The following is a 23,319-nucleotide window of genomic DNA, read 5'->3' as shown; positions in this document are numbered from 1 at the left end:
GGTCATGGGACTTCAAGAATTCTGGTTCGTCGCGATCGCAGTGCTGTTCGTGGGCTACTTCGTCCTCGAAGGTTTCGACTTCGGCGTCGGCATGCTGATCCCGGTTTTCGGACGGGCATCGGATCCGCAGGTCGGAGAACGCAGGCGTCGCGCAGTTCTCAACACCATCGGCCCGGTGTGGGACGGCAACGAGGTGTGGCTCATCACTGCCGGAGGTGCACTGTTCGCAGCCTTTCCGGAGTGGTACGCAACCCTGTTCTCCGGGTTCTACATACCGCTGCTGCTGATCCTCGTCGCGCTCATCCTGCGTATCTGCGCCATCGAGTACCGCGGCAAAATCGACGACCCGGTGTGGCGACGACGCTGTGATCTCGGCATAGGCATCGGCTCGTGGATACCGGCCGTGCTGTGGGGCGTCGCGTTCGCCAACATCGTGCGCGGAGTGGCAATCGACGAGAACAAGAAGGTGACCGCCGGGTTCTTCGACCTGCTCTCCCCGTATGCCCTGCTCGGCGGCGCCACGATGGCGCTGGTGTTCGCGCTGCACGGAGCGGTGTTCATCGCGCTCAAGACTTCCGATGACGTGCACGAGGACGCGGTCAAAATGGCGGTACGACTGTCGGTTCCGGCTGTCGTGGTCGGCGGCGCCTTCGCGCTGTGGACCCAACTCGCCTACGGAACAGGGTGGACGTGGATCATGGTCGCGATCGCCGCTATCGCGCTGATCGCCGTTGTCGCTCTCACCGCCAAGATGCGCGAGGGCTGGGCATTCGTGTTCACCACGATCGCCGTCATCGCCGTCGTCGTACTGCTGTTCGGATCACTGTTCCCCGACGTGATGCCGTCCACGACGGATCCCGCATTCAGCTTGACCATCGAGAACGCGTCGTCGAGCCCGTACACGCTCAAGGTGATGACCTGGGCAGCTGCCTTCACGGCACCGGTCGTCATCGGCTATCAGGCGTGGACGTACTGGGTGTTCCGCCAGCGCATCTCCACCGCGCACATCCCCGACTCGATCGGATTGCCGCTCGGTCGCAAGTCATGACAGTCACCGCCGCGCCGCGCCGGGGACCGATCGACCCCCGGTTGTGGCGGTACTCGCGATCGGCGCGGCGGTATCTGCTGTTGACAGTGCTTCTTTCGCTCGTCGATACCGCGGCGATCATCGTCTCCGCGGTCATGACAGGCACAGTGCTCGCGGGCGTCATCACCGATCCCGCAGCACGATCGATCTCGAACTGGTCCGGGCAGTTGGCAGTTCTTGCCGGAGCCATCGTGGTCAGAACTACCTCGACATGGCTGCAATCGCGCTACGCGCATCGTGCGGCCTCGCGCGTGGTCGAAGAGCTCGAGAACGATGTCCTCGCCGCCGCGTCGAACAGTGATCCACGTCGACTCGATTCCGAGCGCGAAGGCGTCGCGACGGTCGTGACCAGGGCTTTGGGCGGTCTCGCTCCCTACCTCACCGGCTATGTGCCCGCGCTGATCCTGGCGGGAACGCTGACGCCACTGACGCTCGTGGTCATCCTGACCGAGGATCTGACGTCGGCAGCGATCATCTTTTTCACGCTTCCGCTGATTCCGATCTTCATGATCCTGATCGGCCTGCTGACCAAGGGGAAGGCAGAGGCAACGCTCGAATCGATGACGCGTTTGTCTGCCCAACTGCTCGACCTCCTCGCCGGACTTCCGACGCTCCGGGCACTGGGCCGTGAACACGGGCCTGCAGCGCGGGTACGGGCACTCGGCGAGGCACATCGACGCGCGACCATGCGTGCACTGAAGATCGCGTTTCTGTCCTCGATGGTTCTCGAACTGCTTGCCACTCTGTGTGTCGCTCTCGTCGCCGTGAGCATCGGACTCCGACTGGTCTTCGGGGACATGGCTCTCGAGGCCGGCATCATCGCGCTGGTACTTGCACCCGAGGTGTACGTTCCGCTACGCCGGGTCGGGGCGCAATTCCACGCCGCCGAGGACGGCGTCGCTGCGTCGGAGAAGGCGTTCGGCGTGCTGGACGATCGCCCGACGGAGAGGGCAGGAACGCGTTCGATTCAAGCCCGTGGCGCACGGCTGGAGCTGGCTTCGATTTCTGTCGATGCCCGTGGCGGCAGCGCCCCACACCGACTCGACGCCGTATTCGAACCCGGTACCGTAACGGTGCTGGCCGGTGCGAACGGGGCAGGAAAGTCTACGGCGCTGAGCGTGATTCTCGCGCTGACTGCGCCCGACGAAGGCACGGTCACCGTCGGCGGAACAGACTTGGCCGACGTCGATGTGCAGTCCTGGTGGCGTCAGATCGCATGGCTCCCACAGCGACCGGTCCTTCTTCCCGGCACCCTGGAGAGCAACCTCCTGCTCACCGGAACACGGCCCGATCCCCAGGAACTCGACAGTATTTGCGCAGCAACAGGTTTCGATCAGGTTCTGGCAGAGCTACCGCTCGGATGGCAGACCGTCGTCGGTACCGGAGGTGTCGGGCTCTCCCTCGGACAGCGCCAACGCCTCGCGCTGACACGAGTCCTGACCTCCTCGGCCCCGGTGCTTCTGCTGGACGAACCCACGGCTCACCTCGACGCGACCCACGAAGCGACAGTACTGAAAACCATTCGTCGCCTCGCCGACGAGGGCAGAACCGTCGTAGTGGTCGGTCACCGTCGTTCGGTTCTCATCAGTGCCGACACGATCATCGAAGTGCAGGCACGCCATGCTCGTTGACCTTCGGCGCGCTCTCGAACTTCTCGAACTTCGTCCGTCCCGAGTCGCCATGTCCGTGGCGGCAGGGGTCGCGACCTTGGGTAGCGCACTGACCCTTGCGGCGGTATCCGCTTGGCTCATCACCCGCGCCTGGCAGATGCCACCGGTGTTGGATCTGACGGTCGCCGTCGTCGCTGTTCGAGCACTGGGCATTTCGCGCGGCGTATTCCGATACCTGGAACGCCTGGCAACCCACGACACCGCCCTGCGCGGAACGACGTCGGCGAGAACCCGTCTCTACGAACGGCTCGCCGCAGGCAACCCGGCTGCAGCAGCGGGATTGCGTCGCGGCGATCTGATGTCGCGCACCGGCAACGACGTCGACGTGCTCGGTGACGTCGTGGTGCGTGCGATCGTGCCGATCTGCGTATCGATAGTTCTGGCGATTGCGGCTGTCGTCGTGTTGGCGTTCGTCTCGCCGGCCGCGGCATTGATTCTGTTGCTGGCTCTCGTGGTCGCCGGGGTACTCGCTCCCTACTGGGCGGCGAGATCTGCCGTCATCGCCGAGTCCGAGGGCATTTCGGCCCGGGCGGAGTTCAGCGAAACCGCCGTCCGCGCCCTCGATCACGCCGGGGAACTGCGGGTCGCCGGACGATTGGACAAGACCCTTCGGGATGCTGCCGAAGCCAACCGTGCATCGGTGAAGGCCCGCGACCGGGCGGCACTGCCTGCAGCCTTCGCCGACGCGGCATTACCTCTCTCCATCGGTGCGGCGGTGCTGGGCTCCCTGCTCGTCGGTATCTCGTTGTACGGCAGCACAGGCGGAACAGCTGGTGGTATGACGCCGATGGCGTTGGCGATCATCGTGCTCGTGCCGCTTTCCGCCTTCGAGGCGACCTCTGCGCTGCCTGGTGCCGCCATTGCACTCACGAGAGCACGCATTTCGGCGTCACGCATCGTGGAGCTGCTGGACGCTGCGGACGAGCCCGCTCCGCAGACAGTGAATGATCTGGACTCGCTCACCGATCGTGTCACTGCGAGAAACTTGCGGTGCGGCTGGCCGGGGTCTTCCTCGACTACGGTGCCGGTCGATCTCGATGTCGGTCCCGGGGCGAGGGTGGCGATCGTCGGCCCCAGCGGTATCGGCAAGAGCACCCTCTTGATGACGCTCGCGGGACTGCTGCCACCGATCAGCGGAACCGTCGAGGGCTCCGGTGCCCGTTTCTTCGCCGAAGATGCACACTTGTTCGACACCTCGATTCTCGAAAACCTGAGGGTGGCACGCGGCGACGTGCAGCCGGACGAGGCGGTCGAGGCGCTCGACCGAGTCGGCCTCGGCGCCTGGATCTCTTCGCTCCCGGACGGCATCGACACGACCCTCGTCGGCGGTGCACAGGCGGTGTCCGGAGGACAGCGTCGACGCCTTCTGCTGGCTCGTGCACTGTTGTCCGACGCGCCGATTCTGCTGCTGGACGAACCGACCGAACACCTCGACGACGACGGGGGAGCGCAGCTGCTGCGACGGCTCCTCGACCGCTCCGACGGTATCGTCGACGGGAATCGTGCGGTCGTGGTGGTAACGCATCAGCTTCCGCCGGACAACCATGCTGACCTGGTCTTGGACCTCGACCTTCCCGGCGAAATTATTCCTTTGCCGACTTCGGAATCGCGGCGTACGTTGTTGAGTACACGGGAGAGGAGGTGGTCTGACGTTGAAGAACTCTAGGACGCGTGAGGTGGCTGTCAGCTAGCCGCAACCGCTGACGGATTCACTTTTCGAAGACCGCGCGAGCGGCAAGCGAATCCAAGGCAGCTACCCGGCTCCCGAGCCCTCGGTCATATCCGGCCGAGACCTGAAAACAGGTACGGCTCGGGGGCCGTTCGCGTGCGTCGGAAGTACGGCCCGAAGGACCGATGAGTGACTTTTCAGCCGATATAGCGGACGAGGCGAGCAGACAGCCGCGGTGCCAGCTCGCCGTCGGCGTCGACACGTTCCTCGACGTACGCGAGGTCGGCACCATCGACGATGCCGTACAGCCGCTTGGCGCCACCGACGAGGGCGCCCGAAGTGGACCGGATGACGACATCGGTCGCGAGTTCCCACGAAGTCTGATTCAGTGCGTGCCCGTAATAGAGTTCGACGACGCCGGTGCTGTGCGTCAGCAGAAACTCGATGACCTCAGGCGTCTCGCTGCCCTTGACGTCATCGCCGGTGATCCGCCAGAAGCCGGTTTCGCGAAGGTCGGGATGCGCGTAGTTGCCGTCGGAGTCGAGGCGCCACGAGCGCGATTCCCAGCTGAGGTAGGCACCGCCGTCGTGTGAGACGACAATTTGCTGCCCGAACGGGTACTCCTGTCCCGACTCGGGATCGCGACCCTCACCTTCGCCGCGCCAGACGCCGACCAACGGAAGCAGCGCAAGCATCGCTGGATTCAGTTCGGGTCCGAGGCGAAGGTTGGCGGTGTCTTCAGGGTGCGGAAGATCCGGCAACGTCGGAATGTTGCGTGCCGACGCCGCCGCAAATTTCTCGGCAGCTTCGGCGATCGCTTCATCGGCGGACCGTGTGGTCTCGCCCGACCCGTCGGCTGCGCGCTCGGTCACGATTCTTCGGTGACCAAGCGGTAGACGACGTAGAGCGAGAACGCGATGATGGCTACTGCAGCCAGTGCCAGCAGAAGCTCGAAGAAGATGACCACGACGCCGAGTTTAGACCCACCCGATTCACTGCGCAGAATCGCGGTGGGGACAACGCCGAAGTCGATAGTGCGATCTCCCAGAATCCGGCCCCTGACATCGGGGTTTCACACTCTGTAGCAAACGGTTCGGGCTCGGCACGGTACCTTCTCCAGTGTGGTGTCGGGCGGTCTGCGCCCGACTTTTTGTCTTGTCGAAAGCTGTCTCGAAGTGTGCTGGAGAGGATCTTGGATGCGTTGCCGAACACGTGCGGGCTCGATTTTGACGAAGTCCGCGACGCTGGGGGTGGCGTTGCTCCTCGCCGTTCCCGCGGCGGCAGCCGCAGCTCCGGAATCGGGCTCGTCGACGACCGGGTCTGCAACCGGGTCCTCTTCCGAAGACGACGGCCCGAATGTCGACCCGAACAACTTTGCGCGAGAGTGCCCGGACGTTCTGATGCTCGCAGTGTCCGGCGCCACCGACTCGGATGCCGACCGTGATCCGCTGAACGAAGAACCCCGGTCCCCGACGGGCAATTGGGTGGGCAACGTGACGCTCCCCGTCGGCCAGGCCGGCGCGAGCAACCCGGGATCGGTCGGCTGGCTGTACGTTCCGTATCCATCGACGTACGGAGTGGGCCTGGTCTCCGACGTGCCCACGTATCAAGAATCGGTTGCCGCAGGTGTCGCCTCGACCAACCGTCTGCTCGATGAGTACAAGAACAAGTGCGGTGAAGACACCAAGTTCGTGCTCCTCGGCTACAGCGTCGGCGGCGAGGTGGTCGAGCGTGTCGCGATGGAACTCGGACACCGCGCACCCGATGCCCTCGTCACGGGCGAGGACATCGCCGGTGTCGCGCTCCTGGGGGATCCGTACCGACCTGCAGGCGTACCCAATATCGACGAGCCCGGCCCGACACGCGGGGGTTTCCAGTCGCCGGAGGCCAAGGATTACGGCACGCTGAACGACAAGATGACGTGGGCTTGTCGGCCCTACGATCTTGCCTGCGACGCTCCCGCGAACATTCTCGCGCTGCAACTGGCGCTCGGAGTGCTCGGACAGATGCGGCTGACAGTGCTCGACCCCGTCCAGACTGTCGCCGACTTCGCCCGCACCGTGACCTCCATAGCCACCCGTGCGATCGTCGACATCGTCACCCAGAAGGACTGGGTCGGGTCCGAGGAGACGCTGCTCGAAGTGCTTCTCAAGGTTTCCGATCGGACCTATGAGGTCGACGAGGGTAAAGCCCGTGCAGAGCTGACCCCTGAGCGTCTGCGCGAAGACCTCGACTGGGCGATGGGGCCAGGAGCCGAGACGGTGCGTGCGAAAGTACGTGCCGAAGGCGAAGGTCTGGTGGCGAACAACAGGGGGATAGTCGACGTCCTCATCGAGCCGTACATCTTTCTCGGATTCCTCCAGCACCTGTTGTACTGGAACAACAATCCGAATGACGGCCGCGTATGGGAGAGCGAAAAAATTGTCGCCTGGGTGACGGATCTGGCCGAAATCGAACGCGAGAACAAGCGCGCCGGCGATGCACCTCCGGCACCCTCCGAGGTCGAGCCCGACCCGGCTCCGCAGACACTCCCGACGCCCGGAACCCTCACTCGTGACACCGATCTGGGAGCACTGCTCGATTCCTTCGGCGTAGCGCTACCGCAGAACTAGGACAGAGCACGAAAGAGCCCCGCATCGACGAAGAATCGATGCGGGGCTCTTTCGTGCTCTGGATGAAATCAGGCTCCGACGGTCACATCCGCCGAGTGCACGCCTGCACCTTCGGGGGTGATCACCGCGTCACCGTTGCCGGACGAGGACAGTGCACGCAGGGTCCACTTGCCGGGGGCCGCGAAGAACCGGAAGTCTCCGGTTCCCGACGCCACTACCTCTGCTGTGAACTCGCCGGTTCCGTCGAGCAAACGCACGAATGCGCCGCCCACAGGCTCACCGTCGGTGGCAAGAACACGACCGGTGATGACGGTCTCCTTCTCGACATCGACGCCTGCCGGAATCGTTTGGCCTTGAACGGGTGCTCCGCACATGATCAGTGAACCTCCAACTCGATGGGTGCTCCCACGAGGGAGCCGTACTCGACCCAGCTGCCGTCGTAGTTCTTGACGTCGGACTTGCCGAGAAGTTCCTTCAAAACGAACCAGGTGTGGCTCGAACGCTCGCCGATGCGGCAGTAAGCGATGGTCGCCTTGCCCTCGTCGTAGCCCTTTTCCTTGTACAGCGCCTCGAGGGCGTCGTCGTTCTTGAACGTGCCGTCCTCGTTGGCAGTGGTGCTCCACGGGATGTTGATCGCAGAGGGTACGTGTCCACGCTGCTGCGCCTGCTCCTGCGGCAGGTGCGCCGGCGCGAGGATCTTGCCGGAGAACTCGTCGGGGGAGCGAACATCGATGAGGTTCTTGTTGCCGATGGCGTCGATGACCTCGTCGCGGAATGCGCGGATCGACAGGTCGGGCGCTTGTGCCCGGTACTGTGTCGTGTCCCGAGTGACGACATCGCTCGACAGCGGACGACCGTCGAGTTCCCACTTCTTGCGGCCGCCGTCGATGAGCTTGACGTCCTTGTGGCCGTACAGCTTGAAGTACCAGTACGCGTAGGCGGCGAACCAGTTGTTGTTACCGCCGTACAGCACGATGGTGTCGTCGTTGGCGATTCCCTTCGCCGACAGGAGATCTGAGAACTGGTCCTGGCCGAGGAAGTCGCGGCGAACCGGGTCCTGCAGGTCCTTGCGCCAGTCGAGTTTCACTGCGCCTTCGATGTGACCGCCGTCGTAGGCGCTTGCATCTTCGTCGACCTCGACGAAAACGGTCTTCGTGGCGTTCAGGTTCTGCTCGGCCCAGTCGGCAGAGACCAGGACGTCGGAGCGGGCCATGGGTTTCCTTTCGGTGATGGATATCAGAGGGGAGAAATTGTGTCGGTCGGTGATGGATAGGTGGTAGGTGGGTAGGTATGTCAGGCGCGGGCGGTCTGCGATCGCAACCGCGCCACGAGGGGGTAGATCTGGCAGCCGAGGCACACCGCGAAGGCGGCATTGAGGAAGGCCGCGAACAGTGCGAAGCCAGTGGCCACAGCGCCGAGAGTCGGTAGCCCAGCGGCGAAACCGAAGACACCGGTGGCCGCGAACAGGAAGCCGACGAGCTGCGCGAACCTCAGTGGCGGCGTCGGCTCGCGTTCGCCGGCCGGCGACAACCTCGGTGCGAGAAACAGCCCGAACAGTCGGCCGTAGGGGCTGCGCTGTGGGCCGAAGGCGGCACCGATCGCAAAGACCACGGCCTGCGCAGCCAGCAGCACTGCCGCGGCAACAACGGAGAAGGACGACAACAGTAGAACCACGACGAGTACGGCGGTGGTGATCCAGGCCGCGAATCGTGGGCCACGGGCATCGACTTGTTCGACCGCGGAATGTAGGTCGGTAGACATCGTGAAGGTGCTCCTGCGCTTGATTTGTTGACGGTGTCGGGTGTCTAGGCGGGTCCGAAGTACAGAACCAGCACATCTGCAGAGGGGTAATGAGGGATCTACCCGTGATCGCCTGAAAAAACTTTCCGGAGTGCGCACCAAGGGCACCGGCGGAACGAGGGATCAGCAGCAGCGACAGCAACAACCGCCCAGTCGGCACAGGTCTACCGTGCGACGACTGGTGAGCAACAGCTCATGGCGGGACAACACATCGAACACCCTACCCCGAGAACTTCGACCAGCAGAACTACAGGTCGAGCAACGCAGCCTTCAGGGCGGCCGCTTTCGGCACTCCGGCAATCCGAACGTGCTGGTTCAGCTGTCCGTCGAGAACGAATGTCGTTGGAAGCGACAGGACGCCCAGCTCCCGGGCGAGCGCCTGGTGTTCGTCGATGTCGAGTTCGAGCTCGGTGGGACCGTCCAGTTCGGCGAGTACCTGCCCCACGACGCGTCGCACAGCACTACAGGGGCCACACCAGTCGGCAGAAAAGTGCAGAACCGTGGCGTGCCCAGAGACCGCACCGGCGTCTGCCAGCATGGCGGTCAAGCGAGGGGAGGCTCCCTTCGTGGCCGCGTGCCGTACCTTTCCTGCGCGTGAGGTGAGGACTACGCCGACTACCGATGCGGCAACCAGTACGACAACGAGAATTGTGATTCCGGTCATGACTTTTCGATCTGGTCCAAGTCGATCGTCACGTTCTCCGCCGAGCCTTCGATCACGATCTGAGAACCCTCGGCATAGACATCGGTGGGAAGCACTCCGAACGGAAGCGTCTGGCGGTCGATCGTCTTCGTGAACAGACCGAGCACAGCAGACTTCGCGAAGTCGGGGATCGTGAAGTCCGCACTGCCCTCGGGGCCGAAGTAGAAATCGGTGGCGACGATGCTCACCCGATCACCATCGAGAATCAAATCTGCCTGGACGCTGACTTCGGTCTCGACCGGTCCGACCGGCACGGTGCCGGTGAGCACGACTCCGCCGTTCGTCGTTTTTCCCGACCCACCCGAACCGCCCGTGCCGTCCGACTTGTCGGCGGGTGGCGCAGAAACCTGCAGGTCGACGATGCCGAGGAAGCGCCCGAGGTCCGTCGCCTCGATGCGCACCCGCCCGTCGAGTTTATCGACGGGAACGGTCTGCACCGACCCGTCGGCCAAGTCCGACAGGGGGATCGACACGCCACGCAGATTGGCTTCGATCGTCGTCGACCCGACGTAGTCGTTGGGGACGTCCTGTGCCCGGACCTCGACATTCTGGTACTTGCCTTCGGCGGCCTGGGTCAGAAAAGGGAAACCGTGGATCGTGACCTGAGGGTCCGAGGTGAGGTCCCCGCCCTCACGAATTGCGCGAGAGACGCGGTACTCGGAGTAGGCCGCAACCCCGAAGTCGATGACGAGGGCGAGTGCCAGCAGACTCACGAGACCGATGATCAGTTTGCGCATGGGGACCATTGTGACCGACGGATCCGGGACTGCGTTGAACGGTGGTCCCCGTGGACAAGTTAGTCTTACCCCCTGAGAAAGCCGTCGGCTTCGCTCCCGAAGACGGCGTCCCGCCGAAAATCGACTCAGTTCGATATCGGCACGACAGCGGTAAGAATAGAGGCTGTGTGGAGCTCCTGCTTCTGACCTCCGATCCGAATCCGGAGGCCGTTCTACCGTCGCTTGCGCTTCTGTCGCACCATGTGCGGCCTGTTCCCACGGAAGTTTCCTCGCTCCTGGAGGCAGGTTCCGCTGATATCGCCCTGGTCGACGCTCGTACCGACTTGGCCGCCGCACGCGGATTGTGCCGGTTGCTGGGCAGTACCGGCTCGGCGATCCCGGTGGTGGCCGTACTCACCGAGGGCGGTCTCGTCGCGGTCAACTCCGAGTGGGGCCTGGACGACATTCTTCTCCCCGGCACCGGACCCGCCGAGCTCGATGCCCGGCTCCGTCTACTCGTCGGACGTTCCGGGGGAGTGGCAAGCCCGGAGGCGTCGGGAAAAATCACTCTCGGTGAACTCGTGATCGACGAGGGCACGTACACCGCACGGTTGCGCGGACGCCCCCTCGATCTGACGTACAAGGAGTTCGAGCTCCTCAAGTATCTGGCTTTGCACGCCGGACGTGTGTTCACGCGTGCTCAGCTGCTCCAGGAGGTATGGGGATACGACTTCTTCGGTGGTACCCGAACCGTGGACGTGCATGTTCGACGCCTTCGCGCGAAACTCGGCACCGAGTACGAGTCGCTGATCGGTACCGTCCGCAACGTCGGATACAAGGCGGTGCGCCCTTCCCGCACTGCAAAGGGTGGGTCGGTTGCAGCAGGTCACGAAGACGATGGCCATGACAACGTCGAGTTGACCTCGCTCAACGGCACGACCCACGGAAGTGCGGCTCAGTAGATGACCCTCTCGTTCGAAATCTCCCGACTCGACTCCGCAGCGATGACCTCGGACGTGTCCGAGGCCGTCAAGGCGGTGGTGTCACGTGCCGCCGTCACCGACGGCACTGCGCCCCTGTCGGAACAGGCCGTCAAAGCAATCTCGGCGGACGGTTCGGTGCAGCATCTGGTTGTTTCCGAGGGCACTCGTATTGTCGGCTACGCGGGCATCGCGGCTGGTTCGGCCGAGGCTCCGCCGATGGCTGAAGTCGTCGTAGATCCGGAGTTCCGCGGCCGAGGCGCGGGACGCAGCCTCGTCGACCGTGCACTGTCCGAGGGTGGAGACGGGGCCCGAGTCTGGGCCCACGGAAATCTCGAACCCGCACAGGCGGTCGCCGCTCGACTCGGCCTGACGGTAGCTCGTGAACTGCTGCAAATGCGTCGCTCACTCGCAACGCCGGAACTGCCCGAAGTTGTTGTTCCGGAGAGCATCACGTTGCGCACCTATGAAGGGCCTCGCGATGATGCGGAACTTCTGCGCGTCAACAGTGCAGCGTTTGCCTGGCATCCCGAACAAGGTGGCTGGACCGCGAAGGACATCGACGAACGCCGCGACGAAGAATGGTTCGACCCGGCCGGGGTGTTCCTTGCTTTCGAAGAAGGCACCGACCATCTGCTCGGCTTCCATTGGACGAAAGTGCACGAAGCCGAGGCAGGCGAAGACGAGATCGGCGAGGTCTACGTCGTCGGTATCGACCCGGCGTCTCAGGGGCGTGGTCTCGGCCGGGTTCTGACCCTCGCAGGCCTGCACTATCTGCGCGACCGACAGCTTGCCGAAGTGCTGCTCTACGTCGAGGCGGACAACACCGCTGCTGTGCACACCTACGAACGCCTCGGTTTCTCGCGATTCCACGTCGACGCGGCGTACACGCGTCCGTAAACGGACAATTGCCCACTCTGTTCATTCTCCGTTCATTGTTTCGGGGGTAGCTGTCAACCGGCTCCCTCTACGTTTTGCTGTGGGTAGCGCCGACGCTGCCCTATCAGCGACAACGGCAACAAGAATCCTCGGAGGAAACGGTGAATCTCAAGCGCAATGCTGCTTTGATCAGCGCAGCGGCAATCAGTGCCATGCTGCTGACCGCGTGCGGCAGCGACTCGAACATCGAAGCGGCATCGGGGACCACGGCCGCAACATGTGAGGGCAAGTCACCGCTGACCGGTGAAGGATCCTCTGCTCAGCAGAACGCGATGTACAACTTCACGTCCGTCTACGCGGGCATGTGCTCCGGCAAAGCCGTCGAATACACGACGAGTGGTTCGGGCAACGGACGTACCCAGTTCGTGGCCGGCCTCGTCGACTTCGCAGGCTCGGACTCGGCCATCAAGGAAGAGCAGGCTGCCGCAGCCGCCGAACGCTGCCAGGGCAACCCCGCTTGGAATCTCCCACTCGTCTTCGGCCCGGTTGCCATCGCGTACAACCTCGACGGTGTCGACAACTTGGTGGTCACCCCCGAGCTCGCGGCCCGGATCTTCACCGGTCAGATCACCACCTGGAACGACCCGGCGATCGCCGCTGTCAACGAAGGCGTCTCGCTACCGTCCACGGCGATCATTCCGGTGTATCGGTCGGACTCCTCGGGCACCAGCGACAACTTTCAGCGGTTCCTCTCCGCGTCTGCTCCGCAGGCGTGGACACTCGATCACAGCTCGGACTGGGCCGGTGGCGTCGGCGAAGGCGCGAACGGTTCGTCCGGGGTCGCGCAGGCGGTCGCTGCGACCCCCGGCTCGATCACGTACGTCGAGAAGGGCTTCGCGGAACAGGAGAACCTCGGCACCGCCGACGTCGACTTCGGGAACGGACCGGTCGAACTGAGCAGCGAGACCGCGGGTACGGCAATCGATACCGCTGAGTTCTCCGGCGAGGGTAACGACCTCGTCATCGACATCGACGCCCTCTACGCGAGCGACGTCGAAAATTCCTACCCCCTCGTTCTTGCCACCTACGAAATCGTGTGCTCGAAAGGCTACGACGCCGACACCAGTGCCGCGGTCAAGTCCTTCCTGCTCAGCGCGGCCAACGAGGGCCAGCAGGGTCTCGAACAAGCCGGCTACGTCCCGCTGCCCGAGTCCTTCAAAGAGCGTTTGGTCACTGCGATCGACGCGATCGCCTGATTCAATGAGACGAGAACCTGTGTCGATGCCGTGGATGAATCTCCTCGGCATCGGGCAGGACCCGTCCTCGACCACCACACGAGAGACGTGAGCGGTATGAGAGACACCCACTCGATCACCGGCGTTACGTCCGCGGATGACACCACCGCGACCGGGGCGCCCCGGAACACGGAAGAGTCCATTCAATTGCCGGACAAGAAGGTCAAGGGCGGTACCGTCACTCGCCCTGGTGACCGCATCTTCGCCACCCTCGCCAAGGGCTCGGGTGTCTTCATCATCGTGCTCATCGCCGCCATCGGACTGTTCCTGCTGTGGCGGGCGATTCCGGCGCTGCAGAACAACACGGTCAACTTCCTGACGTACAACGGAAGTTGGAGTACCTCGGACACCTCGGCCATGGTCTTCGGTATCCGGGACCTGCTCCTGGTGACCGCGACCGTGTCGATCTTCGCGTTGATCCTGGCGATGCCGGTCGCGCTCGGAATCGCCGTCTATCTCACCAACTACGCCCCGAAGAAAGTGGCGGGCCCGTTGGGTTACGTCATCGATCTGCTTGCTGCGGTTCCGTCGATCGTCTTCGGGCTCTGGGGCCTGTACGTGTTGGCGCCGGCCATCAGCCCGCTCGCCGAATGGCTCAACACCAACCTCGCCTGGTTTCCGCTCTTCGCCACCGGGTCGGTATCGATCGCCGGTGGAGGCACCATCTTCACCGCCGGGATCGTCCTCGCCGTCATGATCCTCCCGATCATCGCGGCAGTGACACGTGAAGTCTTCGTCCAGACGCCGAAGGGGCAGATCGAAGCGGCCCTCGCGCTCGGCGCAACCCGATGGGAAGTCGTCCGGACCACCGTCATTCCATTCGGAAAGTCTGGATTCGTCAGTGGTTCGATGCTCGGGCTCGGGCGCGCTCTCGGCGAGACCATCGCGCTGTACATCATCATTCGCAGCACACAAGCGACCTTCGGATGGACACTCTTCGACGGCGGAAATACCTTCGCGACAAAGATTGCGCTCGCGGCAGGGGAGTTCAACAACCAGCTCCAGGCGGGTGCCTATATCGCGGCGGGCCTCGTTCTCTTCGTGCTCACCTTCGTCGTCAACGCGGGCGCTCGCGCCGCCATCGCCGGAAAGAAGGCCTAGGCCATGACCGCAACGCTGGATCGTCCGGTCAAGGAAAAGACCTTCAAGGGCGTCAGTGCTCGACGTAAGTTCGCCAACGGATTCGCGACCGTGCTGGTCAGTCTGGCCGTACTGGTCGCGCTGGTTCCGCTCATCTGGGTTCTCTACACGGTGATCTCGCGCGGCATCAGTGCAGTGGTGGCACCCGAATGGTGGATGAACTCGCAAGCAGGCCTCACCCCGTTCATCGCTGGTGGCGGCGCCTATCACGCCATTGTCGGGACGCTGATGCAGGGATTGTTCTGCGCGTTGATTTCGATTCCGATCGGTGTCTTCGTCGCCATCTACCTCGTCGAATACGGTGTCGGAACACGCCTCGCCAAGATCACTACGTTCATGGTCGACATTCTGACCGGTGTCCCGTCCATCGTCGCCGCACTGTTCATCTACACACTGTGGATCGCCACCTTCGGCTTCGACCGGTCCGGCATCGCCGTCGCGCTTGCCTTGGTCCTGTTGATGATCCCGGTCATCGTGCGGTCGTCGGAGGAGATGCTGCGCATCGTTCCGCAGGATCTGCGCGAGGCGTCGTACGCACTAGGTGTGCCGAAATGGAAGACCATCGCGAAGATCGTCGTTCCGACGGCACTGTCCGGCATCGTCACCGGCATCATGCTCGCGCTCGCCCGCGTCATGGGTGAGACCGCGCCGGTGCTGATCCTGGTCGGTTCCGCTACCGCGATCAACTTCAATCTGTTCGAGGGGCCGCAGACCTCCCTGCCTCTCATGATGGTCGACCTGCAGAAAGCCGGAACCGGCGCACTCACCAGCGAGCGCATGTGGGGAGCAGCACTGACGCTGATCCTGATCATTGCTTTGCTCAACATCGGCGCGAAGTTGGTCTCCAAGTTCTTCGCACCCAAGAACTTCTGATCACTGCGCCACCCACGAATCTCCCCGCTCGAGAAACCCAGGAGCCGATCATGGCAAAACGTCTCGACCTGAAAGACGTCAACATCTTCTACGGCAAGTTCCAAGCCGTCGCAGGTGTCACCCTCGCGGTTCCTCCGCGTGGCGTGACTGCCTTCATCGGGCCCTCCGGTTGCGGCAAATCTACAGTGCTGCGTTCGCTCAACCGCATGCACGAGGTCACCCCGGGCGCGCGCGTAGAAGGATCAGTGCTGCTCGACGGCGAGGACATCTACGGCTCCGGCGTGGACCCTGTCGGTGTCCGTCGTACCATCGGCATGGTCTTCCAGCGCCCCAACCCGTTCCCGACGATGTCGATCCGGGACAACGTCGTCGCGGGCCTGAAGCTGCAGGGCGGACGGAACAGGAAAGAACTCGACGAGATCGCCGAGCGCTCCCTCAAAGGCGCGAATCTCTGGAACGAGGTCAAAGACCGCCTCGACAAGCCCGGTGGTGGTCTTTCCGGTGGCCAGCAACAGCGGCTGTGCATTGCCCGTGCCATTGCAGTGCAGCCCGACGTCCTCCTCATGGACGAGCCGTGCTCGGCGCTGGACCCGATCTCGACGCTCGCCATCGAAGACCTCATCGGTGAGCTGAAGAAGGACTTCACGATCGTCATCGTCACGCACAACATGCAGCAGGCCGCACGCGTGAGCGATCAGACCGGTTTCTTCAATCTCGAGGCGACCGGTAAGCCAGGCAAGCTCATCGAGATCGACGACACCGAGAAGATCTTTTCCAATCCCACCCAGAAGGCCACCGAGGACTACATCTCCGGTCGCTTCGGCTAGGGAAAGTACAGGAAAAGAACCCCCGAACGCTCAGCGTTCGGGGGTTCTTCTTGTGCGCGTTCGGTACGAGCGAAGAGTCAGCTGCTGGGCAGGTGCGTGCTGCTCAATTCGGTCGGCATCTCACCGGTGGCGAGGAAGATGACTCGGCGTCCGACCTCGACTGCATGGTCTGCGAAGCGCTCGTAGAACCGCCCGAGAAGGGTGACGTCTACAGCCGCAGCGACGCCGTGACTCCATTCACGATCCATCAGCACCGTGAACAGGTGACGATGGAGGTCGTCCATCGCCTCGTCCTCCTCGTGGAGCTTGGCGGCGCGTTCGGGATCGCGGGTCTCGAGAACCTCGCGCGCAGATGCTCCGAGTTGGACGGCGATTCGACCCATTTCGGCGAAGTAGCCGTTGACCTCCTCGGGGAGGGCGTTGTTGGGGTGACGACGCCGGGTGATCTTGGCGACGTGCAGGGCGAGCGCCCCCATCCGCTCGATGTCGGCGACGATCTGGATTCCCGATACGACCGAGCGGAGATCCCCCGCAACCGGAGCTTGGAGCGCGAGGAGGGTGAAGGCCCTCTCCTCGGCAATGGTGCTCAGTTCGGAGATCTTGTCGTGATCGGAGATTACCTGCTCGGCGAGGAGCAAGTCTGCTTGAAGTAGTGACTGAGTTGCCTTCTCCATCGCAGAGCCGGCCAGTGTGGCCATCTGTCCGAGGATATCGGCAAGGTCGTTCATCTGTTCTTTGTAGGCGACGCGCATACCTGTGAGTTTAGTAGGTCACACCCATATGGTCACCGTCGAGCGGGTGAACGGAGCGTGAATGGCTCGCTCAGGCGCAGGTATCGTCGGCTGCATTCGTGAACGACAGATCCTCGGGCAAGGGCGCGCCTTCGGTCGAACCCTGAACTCGAGTGGCCTCGATCGGCTCACCGAACGCCGTCGGTGCAGTGGAGTACCCGGGATAGTCCGAGCCGAGTACGACCTCGACGATGCTGTCGAGCCCCTGCGCTTGCTCGATGACTGCCCCGGGGATCGCCGACGCCACCGTGGCGGCCTCGGATTCCTGGCCCTCCGAGAAGCGGACGACGGTCTGCTTGGCTGTTCCGACGAAGTTACCGACATCGAGAATCTGGAAACCATAGGTGGACAGTTCGCTGGACGCAGTGGCCGCCATCCCCACCATCTCGGAAGCATTGGAGACCTGGATCGAGACGGTCGTCGGATCGACTGCCAGCAGCGGCGCTGTCGGTTGAATCGACGGCTCCGCGCTGGGCGGCGGGTCTCGACGTTCTTCGCCGGGCAACGGCTCGTCGTTGATGATGGCACTGAAGATCACGGCAATGGCATCGTCGATCGGGATCTCGTTGCCCCAGTCGTTGGTACCCGAAGTGGGGATCGTCAGGAAGGTGACCGCTCCCGCGTCGACGTTCTGCAGGGAACGGCCGAGAGTGACAAGGTCTTTGGTCTTCACGTTCTCGACGAAGGTGTCGCTGGTGAAGGCGTTGACGAAACCGTTGAGCTTGCCTGGGTCGAGCAGGACCTTGTTCGAGAGCGCAGAGCGCAGTAGGGAGGACAGGAACCGCTGTTGACGCTTGATACGCCCGTAGTCGCCGTTGCCCTCGCTTTCGACGTTGCGTGCTCGTACGTAGTTCAACGCCGTGCGGCCGTCGATACGTTGCTCCCCAGCGGTCTCCAGCACGGTGCCGAGTTCATAGTCGACCAGGGGCTGCGGCGTGCAGACTTCGACGCCACCCACTTCGTCCACCATCGATTCGAATCCGGCGAAGTCCATACCGACGAAGTGGCTGATCTTCAAACCGGAGATCTTCTGGATCGTCTTGACGAGACACTTGGGCCCGCCGAGCGCATAAGTGGCGTTGAGCTTGTCGCCGTCCGCGGACGGGTACATCTCGCCGGTGTACGTGTTGGTGGAATTGTCGAAGCCCTCGCATTCAGGGCGAACAACGTCGAGGTCGCGTGGGAACGAGACTGCGACGACACGGCTTCGATCTGCAGGAATGTTGACCAGCATGACGGTATCCGAGCGGGCGCCTTCGGCATCGGCCACCGTGCCTGCGCCGACCTGGCCGCTGGCACCGGTACGAGTATCCGTACCGACGATCAGATAAGTCTCGTCACCATATTGACCGGCGGCGTCCACGACGTCCGTCGAATCCAGGTCCAGGGCGGCGACCTGTGCAAAGCCTTTGTCGGTGCTACGAAGGTATCCCCAGACCATTCCGGTGAGAGCAAGCGCGAGAACGGCGACGAGGGAAACGAATCCGCGGCCGATATTGCGGAGGCGCTTTTGCCGGCGCACCTTGCTCATGGCCAAACGAGTCAGGACCGGCCGATCATCGGCGGGGCTGCCGACGGCTTCGGGCAGCGCGACAACCGGGGGTGGGCTCACCGGCGACGGCGTCGAGTCCGTGATCGGGTCGATCTTTTCCGTGGGGTCATCGACCTCGGGCCGGCTGGGCCACGCGCGAACGGACGGCGTCTCGGCGAGTGGATCGTCGTCGGCCATCTTGTCCACGAGGTCGGCGACCGATACCGAGTCGGATTTTCGAGAGGAACGCTTACCTAGTCGGTTGAATTTGCCGCTAGGGGTTTCGCTGTCCGCGGATTTGGCGGTCGGCTCGGGCACCTTGCGGCGGGAGGCGGGCGGTGAGGATGCGGGCGGTGAGGATGCGGGGGTTGAGGATGCGGGCGGCACCGGCGCGCTACTCGGTGACCGAGGCTCGTGTGAGATTCGGGAGATCGGACGCTCCCAGGGAGCTCGTCCTTCGGGCGCAGGTGGGCTCGAGTCTCGATCGTCACCCACGAATGTGAACCTGGCCTTCCGCGTATCTCTCTTGCCGCCGAGTCGGGCGATCCCCGCAATGATACTGAGGAAACCTGTGGGGTCCACCCCGACCGATCCTCGCGGTCGTGACCTCGGTCAGCCGCCGGAATTCATCAAATCTGCTCCGACCGGCACTCGATCGTCCTCGGGGTCATCGAGCCACCCCTCGGGCAGTGACACAACGCCGGGCGAACCTTGTCTGCCACGTGGGCCTTCGGCATCTTTCGGGAATGCCACCGTCGGGTCGAGTTGGCCGAGCAGATCGTCCAATTCGGTCAAGGTCTTCACCAGTGCCATCGCCACGCGCAGATCGGATCCGGCTGGGAAACCACGCAGGTACCACGAGACATGCTTGCGCAGTTCACGAAGACCCTTGTTCTCGCCATGGTGTGCAGCCAGAAGCTCGGCATGGCGGCGAATGATGACGGCGACCTCGCCGAGCGTCGGGGGTGTGGGCTCCGCGCGCCCCGCGAAGCGTGCACTGAGTTCGGCGAACAGCCACGGACGTCCCAGACATCCTCGACCGACGACGACTCCGTCGCAACCGGTTTCGGCCATCATGCGAACGGCGTCCGACGCCGAAAAGATATCGCCGTTGCCGAGAATGGGGACATCGGTGACGTGCTCCTTCAACCGAGCGATCTCACTCCAGTCGGCTGTTCCCGAATAACGCTGCGAGGCCGTGCGCGCGTGCAGCGCCACGGCTGCCGCACCTTCGCCTGCCGCGATTCGGCCGGCGTCGAGGTGTGTGTGATGTTCCTCGTCGATACCGACGCGGAACTTGACCGTCACCGGAATCGACGTTCCTTCTGTCGCTTTCACCGCGGCCGCGACGATGCGTCCGAACAGCTTGCGTTTGTAGGGGAGCGCGGCGCCGCCGCCTTTCCGCGTCACCTTCGGGACCGGGCAACCGAAGTTCAGGTCGATGTGGTCGGCGAGGTTGTCATCGACGATCATCTTCGCCGCGGCGTAAGTCGTGTCCGGATCCACGGTGTAGAGCTGCAGTGACCGCGGGGTTTCGGTCGGACCGAAGGTAGTCATGTGCATCGTGGCGGGCTGGCGCTCGACGAGCGCACGAGCAGTGACCATCTCGCAGACATACAGGCCCGACGTACTGCCGGCGCGCGCTATCTCCTGCTCTCGGCACAATGTGCGGAACGCCACATTGGTCACACCTGCCATCGGAGCGAGGACAACGGGACTGTTCAGCTCGAGCGAGCCGATCTGCAATGTCATGGGAGAAGCCTCTTGAATCTGTGGACGGGAGAAATGCCGTGTGCCCGGCACCGATACCGGTACCGGGCACACGGAATCTCAGTTCAGGAGGCGCGAGCCTCTGCTTTGGCGGCTTCGCGTGCGAGGGAACGATCACGCATTTCCTCGAACTTGGTGGCCTGACGCTCGAGGTCTTCGAGGAACACGGCCAGCTCTTCACGCTTGGATTCCCCGACGCCGGTGAAGTCCTCACGTTCGAAGATCTGCCACTTCCGCAGCACCGGCCACACCACGTCCTCGAGGTGCTGACGCAGATCGTAGATACCGTGCTTGGCCATCAACACACCGTTACGGCGGAAGTTCGGCATCCCGGCACCGGGCATCTGGAAGTTCATCACGATATGCGAAATCGCTTCCAACGTCTGATCCGGCGCGATGTCGAGAGCGGCAGCGGTGACGTTGCGGTAGAACATCATGTGCAGGTTCTCATCCGCGGCGATGCGCTGGAGCATCCGGTCGGCGATCGGGTCGTCGCACACCTTGCCGGTGTTGCGATGCGAGACGCGCGTGGCGAGTTCCTGGAAGGTGACGTACGAGACCGAATGCAACAGTCCGGTCTGTGCGCCCGCCGGTGAGGCGAAACCGTTGGTCATGTGAATCATCCGGGCCTGTTCGAGCGCGACCGGATCGACACCGCGGGTGACCACCAGGTAGTCACGCATGACGATGCCGTGCCGGTTCTCCTCGGCGGTCCACCGTCCCACCCAGGTGCCCCAGGCGCCGTCCTGCGAAAAGTTTTCGGCGATCTCGCGGTGGTACGAGGGCAGATTGTCCTCGGTGAGCAGGTTGGTGATCATCGCTGCTCGCGCTACTTCGGAGAGTGTGCTCTGCTCCGGTTCGTAGTCCACCCCACCGAGTGCGGCGAAGTTGCGGCCTTCGTCCCACGGCACGTAATCGTGCGGGTGCCACTCCTTCGCCATCGACATGTGGCGGTTCACGTTGTCTTCCGCAACAGGAACCAGCTCGTGTAGCAGCTCCAGCTGTGTCAGATCCCTCGCCATTACATTGCCTCCATACATTGCCGATATCCGGACCTAGCCTACGGCACCGTAACTTCGCTGTGAACGCTCTCCAGTTGCGTGGCGCACAGTAGTCGGCCGGGAACCAAGGCGTTGTTGCCCCCGTAGCAGTTCATTCCCCATTGACAGTTCGTTCCCCGTAGCCGAACTGTTACCAAGTGTACTTTCGATGAATTCGGATGCTGCGGGCCGCCGGTGGTGGAGAAGCGGGCGTCCGGGACCGAACACGCGGTGGGCGGCGTCCGCCACCGCGTGGACATCTTCGGTGCCCCCAGTAGGACTCGAACCTACGACCTGCGGATTAAAAGTCCGTAGCTCTACCAACTGAGCTATAGGGGCGCGGATCGAAAGTGTAATGGGTGTTCCCAGCCGGCAGGCAGGTACCCCCAAAGAGTGCCGAGCAGCTATTTGCCGAAGCTGCTGCAACCTTTGGGTGCGGGGATTCCGGCGAGCCGCTCGTCGATCCACGCGTGGGAACCAGGCAAGCCCGACACCGCGACTGTCATGTGTTCGCCGAGATATTCCTCCAACCGGACGTCGGATCCGTGGGCGCACCATTCTTCGTACAGGGTCTCGGCGCCCTGCCTGGGGATCCAGAATTCTTGCTGCCCTTGGTAAATGAATACCGGGGCCGACGGCGCGAGGTCACCACCCATCCGCGTCTGAGCGATGATCTCCTCCGCGATCGGAGTGCGATCCACGTTCGGTATGTCCGAGAGTGCTTGGACGGGTATCGGTGCCACCAGCCCGCCTGGAGCGAGTAGATAGACACACATGTCCTTCGCTATCTGCGCGAGCCGAAGTCCGTTCGCGTTCATGAGTTGGAACATTTCCGGATATTCGCGGGCGACGCCGAGTGCTGCGGAGAGAAACAAGGTCGATGCTGCGTTGGTTCCGTTCATGGATCCGAGCAGGATGCGGTAGTCGATCGGCGCACCGCCGAACGCGGTACCGACGATGTTCACTTCCGGGGCGTAGGACGGTGCGAGTTGCGCGGCCCAGCCGGATGCGATTGCACCCCCGGAATAGCCGGTTACAGCGATCGGAGATTCCTTGTCGAGCCCCAACTGCGGTAGAGCGACCATTGCTCGCAAGGCATCGAGGACTGAGTGTCCGGCCATCCGTCCTGCGGCATATGCCTGCCGGGGACCTTGGTGGTCGGTGACCACCACCGCATAGTTCTTGGCTAGGAAGAGTTGCACTGCAACGATTTCTGGTGCAATACCTCGAGGGAGTGTCCATGACGGTGCGCACGTGTTGCCCAGTGAATCTATTGCCATGTTGTAGGCGACGACAGGTCGACTACCCTTGCCGGTCCACGGGGCGGTGGGCACGATGACGGTGGTGGCTGCCGCGACGGGTCGGTCCTTGGAATCGGTGGATCGAAAGAGGATCTGGGTGGAGGTCACCGGTGTGATCAGTGGGCCGACGTCTACCGGACGGGTGCCGAGGATGGTTCCAGGGCTCGAATTCTCGTATCCGGCAGGCGCGTCGAACCATGGGTCCGAGAGCGGAGTGGCCGCGGCAGATGCGGGATCTTGCTTCGGTGTGATGAAGTCCGTCACGGGGTCGGCGCTGACCGGCCAGGGACACGCAGCGATCAGTGTGGCTGTGAGAACTATTCTTGCGCAACGGTACAAGAGTTCTTTGACAACCATGCTGTCACCTGAATTCGTCATCCACGACCGACGTTATGTGTCCTGGATCACACTAGGTCGCATTTCGGCCTCGCGAGTGAGCGGCGCCGGGTCGAGTTCGGATTGTTATCCGATTCTTTTCGAGACCGGAATGCGGGTGGGTAACTCTTCGAAGATGTCCACCAAAGTCGTTGCATGGAGAGTCGTCACCGAAAAGCGTTGAACCGAAAGCCTTCAGCGGTGAATCATGTTGGGACTCGAACCAGATGAAAGCCCGCGCGTGATCACCGGTGCATCAT

The 23,319-nt window shown here is 63.1% G+C and carries 21 protein-coding genes and 1 tRNA gene; 10 read left to right on the top strand and 12 right to left on the bottom strand.

Annotated features, from left to right (window positions below; genetic code table 11):
* Positions 1-4 precede the first annotated feature (4 nt).
* Genes cydB through cydC form a run of 3 tightly spaced genes read left to right on the top strand, consistent with a single transcriptional unit; the run spans position 5 to position 4,423 of the window.
* Positions 5-1,048: a cytochrome d ubiquinol oxidase subunit II gene (cydB, locus tag ABIB36_RS01530; protein WP_354558954.1), complete on the top strand. Its 1,044-nt coding sequence runs from the start codon at positions 5-7 to the stop codon at positions 1,046-1,048.
* Positions 1,045-2,718: a thiol reductant ABC exporter subunit CydD gene (gene cydD, locus ABIB36_RS01525; RefSeq protein WP_084347082.1), complete on the top strand. Its 1,674-nt coding sequence runs from the start codon at positions 1,045-1,047 to the stop codon at positions 2,716-2,718. Before cydB ends, cydD begins: the two co-directional genes overlap by 4 nt.
* Positions 2,708-4,423 (top strand): thiol reductant ABC exporter subunit CydC, encoded by a 1,716-nt coding sequence (gene cydC, locus ABIB36_RS01520; RefSeq protein ID WP_354558953.1) that lies wholly within the window; start codon positions 2,708-2,710, stop codon positions 4,421-4,423. Before cydD ends, cydC begins: the two co-directional genes overlap by 11 nt.
* Positions 4,424-4,623: 200 nt before the next feature.
* Here cydC and ABIB36_RS01515 read toward each other — a convergent pair whose 3' ends face one another.
* Positions 4,624-5,298 (bottom strand): heme-binding beta-barrel domain-containing protein, encoded by a 675-nt coding sequence (locus tag ABIB36_RS01515; protein ID WP_084347084.1) that lies wholly within the window; start codon positions 5,296-5,298, stop codon positions 4,624-4,626.
* Between the two features lie 324 nt (positions 5,299-5,622).
* Here ABIB36_RS01515 and ABIB36_RS01510 point away from each other — a divergent pair, with 324 nt between their 5' ends.
* A complete protein-coding gene (locus tag ABIB36_RS01510; protein ID WP_354558952.1) occupies positions 5,623-7,038 on the top strand; it encodes a cutinase family protein in 1,416 nt (471 codons plus the stop codon).
* Positions 7,039-7,106: 68 nt separating this feature from the next.
* On the opposite strand, the gene ABIB36_RS01505 is transcribed toward ABIB36_RS01510, so the two are convergent.
* From ABIB36_RS01505 to ABIB36_RS01485, 5 genes are all read right to left on the bottom strand, one after another.
* Positions 7,107-7,412, bottom strand: coding sequence for a DUF1416 domain-containing protein (locus ABIB36_RS01505; protein WP_084347086.1), 306 nt, complete (start codon positions 7,410-7,412; stop codon positions 7,107-7,109).
* 2 nt (positions 7,413-7,414) lie between these two features.
* Entirely contained in the window at positions 7,415-8,251 is an 837-nt protein-coding gene (locus tag ABIB36_RS01500) for a sulfurtransferase (RefSeq protein WP_084347087.1), read from the bottom strand.
* Positions 8,252-8,331: 80 nt separating this feature from the next.
* Entirely contained in the window at positions 8,332-8,799 is a 468-nt protein-coding gene (locus ABIB36_RS01495; protein ID WP_084347088.1) for a DUF4395 domain-containing protein, read from the bottom strand.
* A 286-nt stretch (positions 8,800-9,085) separates the two neighbouring features.
* Positions 9,086-9,502, bottom strand: coding sequence for a thioredoxin family protein (locus ABIB36_RS01490; RefSeq protein ID WP_084347089.1), 417 nt, complete (start codon positions 9,500-9,502; stop codon positions 9,086-9,088).
* On the bottom strand, positions 9,499-10,278 hold the full coding sequence (locus ABIB36_RS01485; protein ID WP_354558951.1) for an LmeA family phospholipid-binding protein: 780 nt from the start codon (positions 10,276-10,278) through the stop codon (positions 9,499-9,501). The genes ABIB36_RS01490 and ABIB36_RS01485 overlap by 4 nt, the downstream gene beginning before the upstream one ends.
* Before the next feature lie 167 nt (positions 10,279-10,445).
* On the opposite strand from ABIB36_RS01485, the gene ABIB36_RS01480 reads away from it, so the two are divergent.
* From ABIB36_RS01480 to pstB, 6 genes are all read left to right on the top strand, one after another.
* Positions 10,446-11,219 carry a winged helix-turn-helix transcriptional regulator gene (locus ABIB36_RS01480; RefSeq protein WP_354558950.1) on the top strand — a complete coding sequence of 258 codons (774 nt, stop codon included), beginning with the start codon at positions 10,446-10,448 and terminating at the stop codon, positions 11,217-11,219.
* On the top strand, positions 11,220-12,137 hold the full coding sequence (gene mshD, locus ABIB36_RS01475; RefSeq protein WP_084347092.1) for a mycothiol synthase: 918 nt from the start codon (positions 11,220-11,222) through the stop codon (positions 12,135-12,137).
* A 140-nt stretch (positions 12,138-12,277) separates the two neighbouring features.
* The gene (gene pstS / locus ABIB36_RS01470) at positions 12,278-13,372 is read left to right on the top strand and encodes a phosphate ABC transporter substrate-binding protein PstS (protein WP_084347093.1); all 1,095 of its coding nucleotides are present in this window, start codon (positions 12,278-12,280) and stop codon (positions 13,370-13,372) included.
* 96 nt (positions 13,373-13,468) lie between these two features.
* Positions 13,469-14,512 carry a phosphate ABC transporter permease subunit PstC gene (gene pstC, locus ABIB36_RS01465; protein ID WP_084347094.1) on the top strand — a complete coding sequence of 348 codons (1,044 nt, stop codon included), beginning with the start codon at positions 13,469-13,471 and terminating at the stop codon, positions 14,510-14,512.
* 3 nt (positions 14,513-14,515) lie between these two features.
* On the top strand, positions 14,516-15,424 hold the full coding sequence (pstA, locus tag ABIB36_RS01460) for a phosphate ABC transporter permease PstA (protein WP_084347095.1): 909 nt from the start codon (positions 14,516-14,518) through the stop codon (positions 15,422-15,424).
* Positions 15,425-15,474: 50 nt separating this feature from the next.
* The gene (pstB, locus tag ABIB36_RS01455) at positions 15,475-16,251 is read left to right on the top strand and encodes a phosphate ABC transporter ATP-binding protein PstB (protein WP_354558949.1); all 777 of its coding nucleotides are present in this window, start codon (positions 15,475-15,477) and stop codon (positions 16,249-16,251) included.
* Positions 16,252-16,328: 77 nt separating this feature from the next.
* On the opposite strand, the gene phoU is transcribed toward pstB, so the two are convergent.
* The 6 genes from phoU to ABIB36_RS01425 form a co-directional block, all read right to left on the bottom strand.
* Positions 16,329-17,003, bottom strand: a complete 675-nt coding sequence (phoU, locus tag ABIB36_RS01450; protein ID WP_084347097.1) for a phosphate signaling complex protein PhoU — start codon at positions 17,001-17,003, stop codon at positions 16,329-16,331.
* A gap of 70 nt (positions 17,004-17,073) precedes the next feature.
* Positions 17,074-19,068 carry an LCP family protein gene (locus ABIB36_RS01445; RefSeq protein ID WP_354559285.1) on the bottom strand — a complete coding sequence of 665 codons (1,995 nt, stop codon included), beginning with the start codon at positions 19,066-19,068 and terminating at the stop codon, positions 17,074-17,076.
* A gap of 117 nt (positions 19,069-19,185) precedes the next feature.
* On the bottom strand, positions 19,186-20,325 hold the full coding sequence (gene dusB / locus ABIB36_RS01440; RefSeq protein WP_354558948.1) for a tRNA dihydrouridine synthase DusB: 1,140 nt from the start codon (positions 20,323-20,325) through the stop codon (positions 19,186-19,188).
* An 83-nt stretch (positions 20,326-20,408) separates the two neighbouring features.
* Complete coding sequence (locus ABIB36_RS01435; protein WP_084347099.1) at positions 20,409-21,365, bottom strand: acyl-ACP desaturase; 957 nt, start codon at positions 21,363-21,365, stop codon at positions 20,409-20,411.
* Positions 21,366-21,649: 284 nt separating this feature from the next.
* Positions 21,650-21,722 (bottom strand) — tRNA-Lys (locus tag ABIB36_RS01430).
* 65 nt (positions 21,723-21,787) lie between these two features.
* The gene (locus ABIB36_RS01425; RefSeq protein ID WP_354558947.1) at positions 21,788-23,041 is read right to left on the bottom strand and encodes a lipase family protein; all 1,254 of its coding nucleotides are present in this window, start codon (positions 23,039-23,041) and stop codon (positions 21,788-21,790) included.
* Positions 23,042-23,319 lie beyond the last annotated feature (278 nt).

The organism is Rhodococcus sp. UYP9 (assembly GCF_040547235.1).
In the GTDB taxonomy this organism is placed as follows: domain Bacteria; phylum Actinomycetota; class Actinomycetes; order Mycobacteriales; family Mycobacteriaceae; genus Rhodococcoides.
The sequence above is the reverse complement of the archived record's forward strand: the minus strand, read 5'-3'. Positions and strand labels throughout refer to the sequence as shown.